The organism is Streptomyces sp. NPDC030296 (assembly GCF_055572815.1).
Genome location: NZ_JBVICQ010000021.1, coordinates 1 through 13411 on the forward strand (window position 1 = coordinate 1; position 13411 = coordinate 13411).

15 protein-coding genes, 1 tRNA gene and 1 other RNA gene are annotated in these 13411 nt (G+C 71.4%); 13 read left to right on the forward strand and 4 right to left on the reverse strand.

Going from position 1 to position 13411, the window contains the following annotated elements; all coding sequences use genetic code 11:
• Positions 1-78: 78 nt before the first annotated feature.
• The 3 genes from ACZ4Z3_RS38165 to ACZ4Z3_RS38175 are packed head-to-tail and all read right to left on the reverse strand — an operon-like array spanning position 79 to position 1359.
• Positions 79-483 carry a hypothetical protein gene (locus tag ACZ4Z3_RS38165; RefSeq protein ID WP_468505372.1) on the reverse strand — a complete coding sequence of 135 codons (405 nt, stop codon included), beginning with the start codon at positions 481-483 and terminating at the stop codon, positions 79-81.
• Complete coding sequence (locus ACZ4Z3_RS38170) at positions 477-905, reverse strand: ATP-binding protein (RefSeq protein WP_468505373.1); 429 nt, start codon at positions 903-905, stop codon at positions 477-479. Before ACZ4Z3_RS38170 ends, ACZ4Z3_RS38165 begins: the two co-directional genes overlap by 7 nt.
• Before the next feature lie 46 nt (positions 906-951).
• Positions 952-1359, reverse strand: coding sequence for an NUDIX hydrolase (locus ACZ4Z3_RS38175; RefSeq protein ID WP_099963725.1), 408 nt, complete (start codon positions 1357-1359; stop codon positions 952-954).
• Between the two features lie 107 nt (positions 1360-1466).
• Here ACZ4Z3_RS38175 and ACZ4Z3_RS38180 point away from each other — a divergent pair, with 107 nt between their 5' ends.
• The 10 genes from ACZ4Z3_RS38180 (at position 1467) to ACZ4Z3_RS38225 (ending at position 8503) form a co-directional block, all read left to right on the forward strand.
• Complete coding sequence (locus ACZ4Z3_RS38180; RefSeq protein ID WP_468505374.1) at positions 1467-2255, forward strand: GntR family transcriptional regulator; 789 nt, start codon at positions 1467-1469, stop codon at positions 2253-2255.
• Between the two features lie 169 nt (positions 2256-2424).
• Positions 2425-2781: an SCO3933 family regulatory protein gene (locus ACZ4Z3_RS38185; protein ID WP_107466234.1), complete on the forward strand. Its 357-nt coding sequence runs from the start codon at positions 2425-2427 to the stop codon at positions 2779-2781.
• Positions 2781-4157 (forward strand): FtsK/SpoIIIE domain-containing protein, encoded by a 1377-nt coding sequence (locus tag ACZ4Z3_RS38190; RefSeq protein WP_468505375.1) that lies wholly within the window; start codon positions 2781-2783, stop codon positions 4155-4157. The genes ACZ4Z3_RS38185 and ACZ4Z3_RS38190 overlap by 1 nt, the downstream gene beginning before the upstream one ends.
• 86 nt (positions 4158-4243) lie before the next feature.
• Positions 4244-4894, forward strand: a complete 651-nt coding sequence (locus ACZ4Z3_RS38195; protein WP_468505376.1) for a DUF2637 domain-containing protein — start codon at positions 4244-4246, stop codon at positions 4892-4894.
• An 11-nt stretch (positions 4895-4905) separates the two neighbouring features.
• Positions 4906-5097, forward strand: a complete 192-nt coding sequence (locus tag ACZ4Z3_RS38200; protein ID WP_468505377.1) for a mobile element transfer protein — start codon at positions 4906-4908, stop codon at positions 5095-5097.
• Between the two features lie 24 nt (positions 5098-5121).
• A complete protein-coding gene (locus ACZ4Z3_RS38205) occupies positions 5122-5316 on the forward strand; it encodes a hypothetical protein (RefSeq protein WP_468505378.1) in 195 nt (64 codons plus the stop codon).
• 25 nt (positions 5317-5341) lie between these two features.
• A complete protein-coding gene (locus tag ACZ4Z3_RS38210; RefSeq protein WP_468505416.1) occupies positions 5342-5587 on the forward strand; it encodes a SpdD protein in 246 nt (81 codons plus the stop codon).
• 154 nt (positions 5588-5741) lie between these two features.
• Positions 5742-7028 carry a replication initiator gene (locus tag ACZ4Z3_RS38215; RefSeq protein WP_468505417.1) on the forward strand — a complete coding sequence of 429 codons (1287 nt, stop codon included), beginning with the start codon at positions 5742-5744 and terminating at the stop codon, positions 7026-7028.
• Positions 7021-7254: an excisionase family DNA-binding protein gene (locus ACZ4Z3_RS38220; RefSeq protein ID WP_468505379.1), complete on the forward strand. Its 234-nt coding sequence runs from the start codon at positions 7021-7023 to the stop codon at positions 7252-7254. Before ACZ4Z3_RS38215 ends, ACZ4Z3_RS38220 begins: the two co-directional genes overlap by 8 nt.
• Before the next feature lie 10 nt (positions 7255-7264).
• Positions 7265-8503, forward strand: a complete 1239-nt coding sequence (locus ACZ4Z3_RS38225) for a tyrosine-type recombinase/integrase (protein ID WP_468505380.1) — start codon at positions 7265-7267, stop codon at positions 8501-8503.
• A gap of 79 nt (positions 8504-8582) precedes the next feature.
• Here the strand turns inward: ACZ4Z3_RS38225 and ACZ4Z3_RS38230 are convergent.
• A tRNA-Ser gene (locus tag ACZ4Z3_RS38230) sits at positions 8583-8670 on the reverse strand.
• Positions 8671-8788: 118 nt separating this feature from the next.
• Here ACZ4Z3_RS38230 and ffs point away from each other — a divergent pair.
• The 3 genes from ffs (at position 8789) to purD (ending at position 12965) form a co-directional block, all read left to right on the forward strand.
• Positions 8789-8885, forward strand: an RNA gene (gene ffs / locus ACZ4Z3_RS38235) — signal recognition particle sRNA small type.
• 142 nt (positions 8886-9027) lie between these two features.
• Complete coding sequence (locus ACZ4Z3_RS38240; RefSeq protein ID WP_468505381.1) at positions 9028-11520, forward strand: DNA polymerase III subunit gamma and tau; 2493 nt, start codon at positions 9028-9030, stop codon at positions 11518-11520.
• A gap of 191 nt (positions 11521-11711) precedes the next feature.
• Entirely contained in the window at positions 11712-12965 is a 1254-nt protein-coding gene (gene purD, locus ACZ4Z3_RS38245) for a phosphoribosylamine--glycine ligase (protein ID WP_468505382.1), read from the forward strand.
• Positions 12966-13411: the final 446 nt, after the last annotated feature.

Here is a 13411-nt window from a genome sequence, read left to right on the forward strand (position 1 = left end):
GCAAATCCGGGGAGTACAACAGACGAAAGATCGTCTAGGACAGACGTCAAGCATCACCCGACGCCGAACCGTCAACCATCACCTGAGACCCGACACGGTCTGCTGTTCCGGTCGGGGCTTGAAGTCGTATGCGCAGGACGGCAGTTGCCTGCCTTCGCGGTGCGCGAGCGGTAGGAAGATCACCGGTCGGATGGTCCAGGTGATGCGGGTCGTGGTGTGGGTGACGGACACCGTGCAGGGCTCGCAGCGCAACAGGGCTCGGCGGGTCTCTATGCGGCCGTCGTACAGCCACTCCCACGCCTGGGCGGATGAGTCAGGGTCGAATGCCGGTGAGATCGTGCGGAGCGCGACGGCAACCCATCTGTCGGCCTGCGGCGCCGAGTAGGCGTCGAACGACCCCCGGAGCTCCAACCCGCCTTCTCGGTCAAGGTTTTCGGTCCAGCACTCACACCAGTAGCCGCGGCGGGCCTCGTCCTTCAGCACAGGCGGTCTCCCGGTCGGGTACCGGTGAAGAGTTCCGCGGTGACCGTGTAGCCGGCCTTGCTGCCGTGGATGGCGACTCGGTGGGCGAGTGCGGTGACCATGCCCAGGCCCCGGCCGTGTTCGGCTTCGTCGTCCTGGTGCTCGACCTTCGGGGCCGTACCGGTGCCTCCTCCGTCCGTCACTGACAGGGCGATCACGTTCCGGGTCACCGCTAGGGCCAGGTGGAAGCTGCCCGTCTCCAGGCCGCTGGCCGTGTGGAGGATCGCGTTCGCGCTCAGTTCGCTCACGATCAGTTCGGCGTCGTCGGCCATAGGTGCTCCTCGCAGGATGTCGCGGGTCCAGCGGCGGGCCCGGCTCACCTCCTCGGGAAATCCTGGGCAAGTGAGTCCCCAGACCCGGGCGGTGCTCGTATACTCGTGCATACAAGTTCCTTCGTGCTGGTAGGCCGCCATGTGCAGCGGGTACGGGCTAGACGAGTTTCACGCCGTCGTGGGCGCGGATGGCCGGCGGGGACGCTGCGTCCAATGCGTCGGTGACGCGGATCGCGTACGCCTCGTCGGCAAGCTCAGTGACTTCTTCACGGGTGGCCCAGCGCAGTGCGCGGGTCTCGTCGCCGGTGGTCGGTGTGCCGTCGGCCGCCTCGCACCGGAAGACCAGCGAGACGATCAGGCCCGTCATGTTCTTGTAGACGCCGGTCAGGGTCGCGGGAAGCGCGATCTTGATGCCGGTCTCTTCGAGAACTTCGCGCTGGAGGGCCTCCGGGATGGTTTCCTCGCGTTCGAGGACTCCGCCCGGCGGTTCCCAGTGACCGTTGTCGCGGCGCTTGATCAAGAGGGCACGGCCCTGGTCGTCGACGATGACTCCGGCGACGCTCACGGAGTGCGGACGGTCGGTGCTCACGTTCCTCGGCCCTCTCGGCTGGCTAGGCTCTCCACCGTAGCAACAACAAACGCCCACTCGTCTAGATATCTAAAGGAGTACACGTGCCCTCTCTTCCTTCCGGCCTCCTCGGCGATCTCGACCCCACGAGCGATCGTGCGGTCTTTCGGCAGATCGCCGACCAGCTGCGCGAGGCCATCGACCGTGGGCGGTTCAAGGAGGGCGAGAAGCTGCCCTCGGAAGCGGAACTTGTCGATCACTACGGGGTATCCCGGATGACGGTCCGAAACTCCTTCTCCGTCCTCCAGGGCGAAGGGCTCGTACACGCCGAGCACGGCAAGGGCGTCTTCGTGCGACCACGGCCGCCCGTGCGGCGTCTCGCCTCCGACCGGTTCGCCCGGCGCCACCGCGAGCAGGGCAAGTCCGCCTTCATCGTCGAAGCCAACGCCGCCGGCAGCCACCCCCAGGTCGACAGTCTTGAGGTGAAGGAAGAGAAGGCCAGTCAGGACATCTCCACCCGGCTTGGGTCCGTGCGGCGCGTTCTGGCTCGTCGGCGCCGGTATCTCCTCGACGGTCGTCCGGTCGAGTTCGCCACCTCCTATCTGCCCCTCGACATCGCGCGCGGTACTCCGATCGCCGAACCCAACCCCGGCCCCGGCGGCATCTACGCCCGGCTGGAGGAGCTGGGCCATCGCCTCGACCACTTCGAGGAGGAGATCCGTGCCCGGATGCCCTCGCCCGCCGAGGTGAAGACGCTGCGGCTGGCCTCCGGTGTGCCGGTCATTCACCTGATTCGCACTGCCTTCGACACCGAGGGGCGGGCCGTTGAGGTCTGCGACACGGTCATGGCGGCGGATGCGTACGTGCTGTCGTATCAGCTTCCGGCGACGTAATCAGGTGGTTTGCGGTGGTGCGCGGGGATGCTTCTCCGACTCGTACACCCCAACAGGCATACTCGTATAGACGAGTGGGCAAGTGGTGTGGCAGGGTGGTCCGCGTGAGCCCGGAAGATCGGGTTCGTCGGACGCTGCATGTATAGACGAGTAGATAGGGGAAGTTCCCTTGCGTACCATCCGTGTTGAGACCTCGGCCGCAACGATCCTGCTGACGGAGGCTCCCGAGCCCAAGGTCCGGGACCGGCAGACGGGCGAGATCGCCAAGGACGCCGTCAGCGGTGAGGCGCTGATGACGATCGGCGTCGTCTACATCGAGGACGGCGAGTCGTCGCTGATCAAGGTCACCGTGCCTGAGGGCGGTGTGGCCGAGGGGCTGGCGCTGGGGGCGCCGGTCTCGCTGCCGGGGCTGGTTGCCCGGCCGTGGGAGTCGGTGTTCAACGGGCAGCAGCGGCACGGCATCGCCTTCCGCGCCGCCGCCGTGACCCCGGCCGCCTTCCCGGCTGCCATGGGGGCCACCGCCTGATGTCCGACCTGGTGACACTTCTGGAGGTGGGTGGTCCTGTCGCCGTACTCGGCGGCGGGGCCGCCTACGCCCGAGCCAAGCACCCCCGCTTGTACTGGCCCACGGTCGGCCTGCCGATATCCACCGCCCGGCTCCTCGGGACGTACGGCTCGGTCATGGAGGCGTGTGGGCTGACGGTGGCGCCGTCCCGGCTGCGGGTCCTCGCCGTCAAGGCCACCACCCGGCGGGAGGTCCGGCCGGTACCGCCTCGGCGGGGCATCATCCGGCCCACCTCGACCGGGCTGCGGCTTCGCCTCCGGCTCGCTCCCGGCCAGGAACCGGCCGACGTCGCCGCCTCCGCCGAGCGGCTGCGGCATGCGTGGGGGGTGCACGCGGTGTACGTGACGACGGTCAAGCCGGGCGTGGTCGAACTGCGACTCGTAGGCTTCGACGTCCTGCGGAACGTGCGGATGCCACGCAAGGCCGCCGCCGAGCTCCTCAAGGTGCCCGTGGCGCTGCGGGAGGACGCGACACCGTTCGTCCGCGACTACCGCACCATTCCCCATGAGCTCACCCTGGGCGCCACACTGTCGGGCAAGTCCATGTACCTGCGCCACCTGATCACCGGCCTCGCCCGGCAACCTGTCGCGCTGGTCGGTATCGACTGCAAGCGGGGTGTGGAGCTGGCGCCGTTCGCCTCCCGGCTCTCCGCCCTCGCCACCGATCCAGAGCAGGCGGCCGACCTGCTGCCTGTGCTCGTCAAGAAAATGGAGGACCGCTACGACCTGATCAAGGCCCGGCAAGGCATCGCCCCCGGCACCCCCGACGAGGAGATCACCTCCGACATCTGGGGCCTGCCCGAGAGCGAACGCCCGGTACCGATCGTGCTGTTCGTCGACGAGGTGGCCGAACTCTTCCTCGTCGCCACGAAGAAGGACGAGGAACGCCGGGACGAGATGGTCACCCAGCTCATCCGCCTTGCCCAGCTCGGCCGCGCCGCCGGGATCTACCTGGAGGTCTGCGGGCAACGCTTCGGCGCCGAGCTGGGCAAGGGCGCCACCATGCTCCGGGCCCAGCTCACCGGCCGGGTCTGCCATCGCGTCAATGACGAAGCCTCCGCGAAGATGGCCCTCGGCGACATCGCCCCCGAAGCGGTCCTCGCCGCCTGCGCCATCGCTCCCGAGCTGCCCGGCCTGGCCGTGGCCGGTGACACCTCCGGCGGCTGGTCCCGCATCCGCACGCCGTACCTCTCCCTCGGCGAGGCCGCCGGGATCTGCCGGGATACGGCCCACCTGGTCCCTGACCTGCCCTCGCTCAAGCCGTTCCAGCCCGACGTGCCTGTACGGCCCGTCGAGTCCCCGGCCCCGGCGGTACAGCCACGCCCGGTGACCGACTGAGCCGCACTCTCCCACTCCGGTCGGCGTGACCGTCTCGCGCCACGTCCCTACCCCTGCCATGCCTGAACCCGAAAAGGAGCCGCTCCATGCGCGCCCAACTGGCCCGTGTCGACGCGGTGCTCGTCCAGGCGCTCATCGCCGCCGCGCTGTCCTTCGCCCACCTGCACGACATCGCCCTGGCGGCCGGACAGGACGGGTGGAAGGCGTGGGCCTATCCCGTCTCGGTCGACCTGCTGCTCGTCGCCGCCTGGCGCCGACTGCGCTCCGGTGAGGCAAAGGCGGCCGGGTGGTGCTGGTTCGTCATCGCCCTCGCCGCCTCCCTCGGCGCCAACGTCGCCACCGCCGGCCTGCTCGACATGAACGACGTCCCGGCCTGGCTGCGCATCCTCGTCGCAGGCTGGCCCGCCGTCGCCTTCCTCGGCGGAACCCTCCTCGCCCACACCCCACCGACAACGGCCGCCGAGGACACCGAGCACACAGACGACCCCGTGGACCAGGAGGACGCCCCCGAACTCGACGCGGAGGAATCGCCGGAACCGCCGACGACTCCGCCGGCCATCGAAGCACCGCCGCCTGAGCGACCCGCCGTCGCCGTCCCGGCCGCCCTCGTTGAACACGCCCGCAAGGTCGCCGCTGAACACCACACCCGTACCGGAACACCCATCGACACCCCCACCCTTCGCGCCCGCCTCGGCGTCCCCGCGCCCATGGCCGAAGCCATCGCCGCCCACCTCTGAGAGGAGATCCCGTGTCCGCCAACCGCCGCTTCCGCAAAGTCACCCGCATCGGCCCCGTCCAGGTCGCCACGTCCTACGACGGCCGGGGCCGCGAGAAGCACACCGCCGCCTGCACCGCCCCGCGCTGCGGCTTCTCCGCCGACTACGACAGCCGCGCCGCCGCCGAACTGGCCGCACGCACCCACCGCTGCCCCGTCAGCTGATCCGCTGAAAGGAACAAGCCCACCGTGACCGTCAGCCTGCCGCTCGTCGTAGTCCTCGGCCTCTTCGCCTGGGGCGCGGTCAAGTTCCTCGGCGTCCGCACCTGGGTCGTCGTCCTGATCGCCCTCTTCGGCTTCTGGCTCTCGCAGACCTTCCTCGCCCCCGCCATCGAGTCCGGCACGCGTACCGGCGTGGACGTCATAAACAACTCACATGCCTAGACGAGTAGATGAGGAGAACGTGACCGTGTTCCTGCCCAAGTACCCCGACAACCCGACCCCGCCGCCCGCGCACACCCACACCCCGGCCGACCCGGCGCCCGTCCGGCGCACGCTCCCGGCGGTCCACATCGGCCCCGCCGTGGTGGGAGCCGTGGTCGTGGGCGGTGTCGTCCTCACCGCGCTCCTGGCCGCCGTCGCCGTCTCGGCCATCTCCGTGGCCGTCGCGGCCGTGGTCCTGCGCTCCCTGATGCGCGAGCAGAACCGGCGCTGAGCCGCGCCAGCACCTGGGGCGGCACACACGACCAAGCATCTGCCGCCCCAGCGCCACAACTCCTGACCGAGCCAGTCAGAAGGAGACCGCCATCTTCACCCGCACCACCCCGCCCCCGCTCCCGGACCTCACGAAACTCGCCGAGCACGGCACCCTGCCCGGCATCCTCCGCCAGCTCTCCGGCCTCGGCGGCTGCACCCACCCGATCCGCCTCGACGGCCACCGCACCGAATACGACATCGACACCACGACCGGCGAGATCGGCCGCGTCCTCCAGCACCTCGACTCCACCGACCTCCCGGCCGGGAACCTCCTCGTCCGCTGCAACAACCGCCGCACCACCCGCTGCGCGGCCTGCGCCGAGGTCTACCGCCGGGACACCTTCCACCTGATCACCTCGGGCCTGCGCGGCGGCAAGGGCACCCCCGAACAGGTCGGCACCCACCCGCGCGTCTTCGCCACCTTCACCGCACCGAGCTTCGGCCCGGTCCACAACCGCCCTTCCAGTGGACGCCCCTGCCGCTGCGGCACCCACCACGACCAGGACGACGAGACACTCGGCACCCCACTCGACCCCGATACCTACGACTACGAAGCGGCCGTCCTCTGGAACGCCCACGCCGGACCACTGTGGCGCCGCTTCTCCACCTACCTCCGCCGGGAAGTCGCTAAGCGCGCCGGCCTGTCACAACGCCGGTTCCGCGAACACGCCCGCGTCTCCTTCGCCAAGGTCGCCGAGTATCAAAAGCGCGGTGCGGTCCACTTCCACGCCGTCATCCGCCTCGACGGGCCCACCGGCGGCGACACCCCGCCCCCGGCCTGGGCCACCGCCGAGCTGCTCACGGACGCCATTGAGGCGGCTGCGGCCACGGTCCGCGTGGACGGCCCGGTCATCGACGGACGCGCCCACACCTTCACCTTCGGCAGCCAACTCGACGTCCAGACCATCCGATCCGCCGACTTCAACGACGGCCAGGAACTGACCGAGCGCGCGGTCGCCGCGTACATCGCCAAGTACGCAACCAAAGGCGCCGAAACCGCCACGGGAGCTCTCGACCGCCCGCTGAAGTTCGCCGCCGAACTCGCCCAGCTCGACATCAGCGACCACGCCCGCCGCCTCATCCGAACCGCCTGGACCCTCGGCGCCCGCAAAGACCTCGAACACCTCCGCCTGCGCGCCTGGGCCCACATGCTCGGCTTCCGCGGCCACTTCTCCACCAAGTCCCGCCGCTACTCCACCACCCTCGGCGCCCTCCGCGACGCCCGCGCCCAATGGCGCCGCGCCCAACACCACACCCCGCCAACAGCACACGAGACAGCCACGACGTACGTCCTCGCGCACTGGGTCTTCGCCGGAACCGGCCTGTCCGACACCGAAGCCTGGCTTGCCGCATCCCTCGAACCTGCCCTCGGAACGGAAGGAGAGCCCACCCATGGCTGAGCCTCAAGTCACCACCTTCAGGCCTGATCCCTTCGACCCGTCCTTGGCTCTCCTCACCGTGGAAGAAGCGGCCAGGCGACTCCGCATCGGCCGTACGACGTGCTTCCGGCTCGTCCTTGCGGGAGAGATCGAGTCCGTCATGGTCGGACGGCTCCGCCGCGTCCCCGCCGACGCCGTACCCGCCTACGTGGCCAAGCTGCGCCACCGACCCGCCGAAGCGGCCTGAGGGGGATGGCATGGCAGAGAAGAAGCGCACCCGCCAGCCCAACGGGGCCTCGACCATCTACCTCGGCAAGGACGGCAAGTGGCATGGCCGTGTGACGGTCGGTGTCCGCGACGACGGCAAGCCGGACCGCCGTCACATCGAGCGCAAGACCAAGGCCGAAGTGACCAAGGCTGTCCGCGAGATGGAGCGCGCGCGGGACGACAAGAAGCTCAGGAAGCCGGGGCAGAGCTGGACGCTCCAAGCCTGGCTAGAGCACTGGGTCGAGAACATCGCCAAGCCGTACGTCTCCGAGAACACGTACGACGGGTACGAGGTCGACGTACGCGTCCACCTGGTGCCCGGCCTGGGCGCTCACAAGCTCGCCAAGTTGGAGCCCGAGCACCTGGAGCGCTTCTACCGGAAGATGCAGGAGTCCGGGAGCTCCGCCGGCACCGCCCACCATGCCCACCGGACGATCCGGGTCGCCCTCGGTGAGGCCGTCCGACGCGGGCACGTCGCCACGAACGCGGCGGAGATCGCCAAGGCTCCCCGCCTCGAAGAGGAGGACATCGAGCCGTACACGATCGAAGAGGTTCAGAGCCTCCTCGTCGAGGCGGCCAAGCTCCGCAACAGCGCGCGTTGGGTCGTCGCCCTGGCCCTCGGCCTTCGGCAGGGTGAGGCGCTGGGGCTGCACTGGGAAGACGTCGACCTCGCCGCCGGGTATGTCCGCATCCGTAAGAACCGGCTCCGCCCGAAGTACGCGCACGGCTGCGGTGCCCACCCGTGCGGCCGGAAGGCGGGCTACTGCCCCAAGCGAGAGCAGACCCGGCGCGAGCACAAGTCCACCAAGTCGCGTGCCGGGCGGCGCACCATCGGCCTGCCCGATCCGCTGATCAAGATTCTCCGCCAGCACCAGGAAGCCCAGGAGCGGGAGCGGATCGCGGCCGGTGCTGACTGGGAGGGCAAGGGGTACGTCTTCGCCTCACCGGTCGGTGGGCCGCTGAGCCCGAACACCGACTTCCACGTCTGGAAGCGGCTTCTCCGGGACGCTGGCGTACGGGACGGCCGACTCCATGACGCTCGCCACACCGCCGCGACTGTTCTCCTGATCCTCGGCGTGCCTGACGTCGTGATCGACTCGATCATGGGTTGGGAGCCTGGGGGAGCGGCCCGGATGCGCGCCCGGTACATGCACGTGACGGGGACCATGCTCCGCAAGGTCGCGCAGCAAGTTGGCGACGCTCTTTGGGAGCTCCCGAAGACGAACTGAGACGGGAACTGAGACGGACAACGTCGAAGGGCCCCACCGCGAACGGTGGGGCCCTTCGACATCGTGCCCGGTGAGGCACTGGCGGAGGATACGAGATTCGAACTCGTGAGGGGTTGCCCCCAACACGCTTTCCAAGCGTGCGCCCTAGGCCTCTAGGCGAATCCTCCGCCGGAAACATTACATGACGGCGGAGGGTGCTTGCGAACTCGTTGGAGGTCGGTGACGAGGGGGAGGCGTCGAGGTGGGGAGGCGGGCGGGTGGGGTCGGCGGATCGGGTAGGCTGGGCGTAGCCCCTCACGCGGCGCTATCTGACTGAACTCCCCCAGGGCCGGAAGGCAGCAAGGGTAGGTCGGCTCTGGCGGGTGCGTGGGGGGTCTTTCGTTGTCTTGCTGAGTCCGCCCAGCAGCGGGGGGCCTGAGAGCAAGCGAGCAAGCCGGGCCGTCGTCCCGGAAGACGTCCGCTCGGCGTCCGGCCCCGCTTCGGCCGCGTCCGGGTTGTCAGTGGGCGCCTATAACCTCGTAGGCGTGTCGTCTCTCGCGCTGTACCGCCGCTATCGCCCGGAGTCGTTCGCCGAGGTCATCGGGCAGGAGCATGTCACCGACCCGCTGCAGCAGGCGCTGCGGAACAACCGGGTCAATCACGCGTACCTGTTCAGCGGGCCGCGCGGCTGCGGCAAGACGACCAGCGCCCGTATCCTCGCGCGCTGCCTGAACTGCGAGAACGGGCCCACGCCCACCCCGTGCGGCGAGTGCCAGTCGTGTCAGGACCTCGCGCGGAACGGCCCGGGCTCGATCGACGTGATCGAGATCGACGCCGCCTCGCACGGTGGTGTGGACGACGCCCGTGAGCTGCGCGAGAAGGCGTTCTTCGGACCGGCCGCAAGCCGGTACAAGATCTACATCATCGACGAGGCCCACATGGTCACGTCGGCCGGTTTCAACGCGCTGCTGAAGGTGGTCGAGGAGCCCCCGGAGCACCTCAAGTTCATCTTCGCGACGACCGAGCCCGAGAAGGTCATCGGGACGATCCGTTCGCGTACGCACCACTACCCGTTCCGGCTCGTCCCGCCGGGCACGCTCCGCGACTACCTCGGCGAGGTCTGCGCCAAGGAGAAGATCCCCGTCGAGGAGGGCGTCCTCCCGCTGGTGGTGCGCGCGGGCGCCGGTTCCGTGCGTGACTCGATGTCCGTCATGGACCAGCTGCTGGCCGGCGCGACGGACGAGGGTGTGACATACGCCATGGCCACGTCCTTGCTGGGCTACACGGACGGGTCGCTGCTCGACTCGGTCGTCGAGGCCTTCGCCTCGGGCGACGGGGCCGCAGCCTTCGAGGTCGTCGACCGCGTCATCGAGGGCGGCAACGACCCGCGGAGGTTCGTCGCCGACCTGCTGGAGCGGCTGCGTGACCTGGTGATCCTGGCCGCCGTGCCCGACGCCGTCGAGAAGGGGCTCATCGACGCCCCCGCCGACGTCCTGGAGCGGATGCAGGCCCAGGCCGGCGTCTTCGGCGCCGCCGAGCTCAGCCGCGCCGCCGACCTCGTCAACGAGGGCCTCACGGAGATGCGGGGCGCCAACTCCCCCCGCCTCCAGCTGGAACTGATCTGCGCCCGCGTCCTCCTCCCCGCGACCTACGGCGACGAACGCTCCGTCATGGCCCGCCTGGACCGGCTGGAGCGTGGCGTGAACTTCTCGGCGTCCGGCCCCGGCCCGGCCATGGGATACGCCCCCGGGCCCGACGTCCACGGGGCGGCGGGCGCGCCGATGGGCATGGCCCCGCCGGTCGCTCCCGGCCCGCCGGTGCCGCCGGGGGGCGGGCCGGCCGCGGCTCGGGCCGCCGTGCGCGGTGCCGGGGGCGCGGGGGCGCCCGGAGGGCAGGGCGCGCCGGGAGCCGCCGGGGCGCCCGGGGGTTCGGGGATGCCCGGTGCTCAGGGAGCGCCCGCGGCCGCAGGTGCCGGTCCCGTCGGCGGGCCGGGTTCGGACGCGTACGGTGCCGGGGGCGCCGGTGGTTTCGGAGGGCCCGGTGCGGGGGGCCCCGCCGGGGTCGCCCCGGCCGCCCCGCAGGAGGCTCCGCCGGGCAACCCGCCCGCCGAGCCCACCGCTCAGTCAGGGCCCTCAGGGCAGTCAGGGACGGCCGCCGCCCCGCCCCACGCCCACCCGAACGCCCCCGCCGCCGGGCCCGGTGCGTGGCCCACGCCGGCCGCCGCCGGCAGCGGGCGGCGCCCCGGTGGGTGGCCCACGGCCGCGCCCGCCGGTGGTGGAACGGTGCCTGGAGGACCGTCCGGCCCCACGCCGGGCCACGCCGCCGCGCCCCCGTCCGCCGCACACGGCCGGCCGACTCCGCCCCCGGCGGACCGGTCCACCCCGGCCCCGGCCGCGTACAACCCGGCCCCCGGCGGGCTCGACCCCCGCATGCTGTGGCCGAACATCCTGGAGGCCGTGAAGAACCGCCGCCGGTTCACCTGGATCCTGCTCAGTCAGAACGCGCACGTCGCCGGCTTCGACGGCACGACACTCCAGATCGGCTTCGTCAACGCGGGCGCACGGGACAACTTCGCGAGCAGCGGCAGCGAGGATGTCCTGCGCGCGGCGCTGGGCGAGCAGTTCAACGTCCACTGGAAGATCGAGGCGCTCGTCGACACATCGGGCGGCGGCTCGGCCCCGGCCGGCGGTTACGCGCCCCCGGCCCCCGGTGGGTACGGCGGAGGCGGTGGCGCGGGCGGCGGCTACGGCGGCTCCCCCGCCCCGGCGTCCCGCCCGGCCCCACCCCAGGCATCGTCCTCGGCCCCCCACCCGCCCGCCGCGTCGACCCCGGCGCCGCCGGCACCCCAGCAGCCGGGCCCGGCCGCACCCACCGCCGCTCCCACACCCCCTCCGGCCCCGGAGCCCCCGCCGGTCTCCCCCGAGGACGACACCCCCGAGGACGACGACCCCGACCTCGACGAATCCGCCCTCTCCGGCCACGAACTGATCGTCCGCGAACTGGGCGCGACGGTCGTGGAGGAGATCGCGAACGAGTAGCGCGGCGGGGCGGGACCGGGCGGGGCGGGGCTGGGGGAGCGAGTGACAGCGCCGTCCGCGGGGACGGGGGTGCCAGCGCCTTCCCAGTCCCACCACCGGCGCCCTCTTTCGTCTGATCCCACGAACCTCCGCCGTCCCACTCTTCGGAAGCCCCCACAAACCCACCCCGCCCAGCCGGTTAGGCTGGCCCCGTGAAGGTCCTCGTCATCGGTAGCGGTGCCCGTGAGCACGCGCTGTGCCGTTCTCTGTCCCTCGACTCCGACGTCACCGCGCTCCACTGCGCCCCCGGCAACGCAGGCATCGCGGAGGTCGCCGAGCTGCACGCGGTGGACGCGCTGGACGGCGCCGCCGTGACCGCGCTGGCCACCCGCCTGGAGGCCGACCTGGTGGTCGTGGGCCCGGAGGCCCCCCTGGTCGCGGGTGTCGCCGACGCCGTGCGCGAGGCGGGCATCCCGGTGTTCGGCCCCTCCGGGGAGGCCGCGCAGCTGGAGGGCTCCAAGGCCTTCGCCAAGGAGGTCATGGCCGGCGCGGGCGTGCCCACCGCGCGGTCGTACGTCTGCACCACCGCCGAGGAGATCGACGAGGCGCTCGACGCGTTCGGCGCCCCGTACGTCGTGAAGGACGACGGGCTGGCCGCCGGCAAGGGCGTCGTCGTGACCCCGGACCTCGGCGCGGCCCGCGAGCACGCGCTGGCCTGCGGCCGCGTCGTCATCGAGGAGTTCCTGGACGGCCCCGAGGTCTCCCTCTTCGCGATCACCGACGGCACGACCGTCCTCCCGCTCCAGCCCGCCCAGGACTTCAAGCGCGCGCTGGACGGCGACGAGGGCCCCAACACCGGCGGCATGGGCGCGTACTCCCCCCTCCCGTGGGCCGACCCCAAGCTGGTCGACGAGGTCCTCCAGACCGTGTTGCAGCCGACCGTCGACGAGATGCGCCGCCGCGGCACCCCGTTCTCCGGCCTGCTCTACGCCGGCCTGGCGATCACCAGCCGGGGCGTACGGGTCATCGAGTTCAACGCCCGCTTCGGCGACCCGGAGACCCAGGTCGTCCTGGCCCGCCTCAAGACCCCGCTGGCCGGTGTCCTGCTCGCCGCCGCCAACGGCACCCTCGGCGACCTCGAACCCCTCCGCTGGAGCGACGACGCGGCCGTCACGGTGGTCGTGGCCTCGCACAACTACCCCGGCACCCCGCGCACCGGCGACCCCATCACCGGGCTCGACGAGGTGGCCGCCGTGGACGCCCCGCACGCGTACGTGCTGCACGCCGGGACCAAGCGCGACGGCGACGCCGTGGTCAGCGCGGGCGGACGCGTCCTGTCCGTCACGGCCACCGGCAAGGACCTCACCCAGGCCCGCGACCGCGCGTACACCGCTGTCGCCCGCATCGGCCTGGACGGCTCCCAGCACCGCTCGGACATCGCCGCCAAGGCGGCGGCCGAGGCCTGACCGACGGCCGAACCGACGCACCCGGGCGCTGCGCGGGGCACCTGACGCACCACGTGACGGATGTGCCCCGCGCGACCCCCGAGCGCCGCGCGCGCCCCGCGCACCCCAACGCGCGCAGCGCCACCGCACCCCCCACCGAGCCCCCTCCCGAGCCCCCTCCCGAGCGCGCTCGGAGCCCTTGGAACCGCGGGCCCCGATCCCTCCCCGCTTCGATCACCTCTCCCCAAAGCCATTCCATCGAGTGACCGATGGGCCATCCGGCTGACGGGCGCCGAGCCCCCAACTAGGGTGCGGCGCAAGTGCTCCGGCACTTGGCCCACCGGCATTGCGATGTCAGTCGTGGGTGCCACAGTGGGGGAGTGAGCAACGTCAGGGCATTCGGCGGCCACGACGCCGACGGGAAGCCGTCGCGGCGCACGCCGCGCGGGACAGCAGGGGGTGACGTC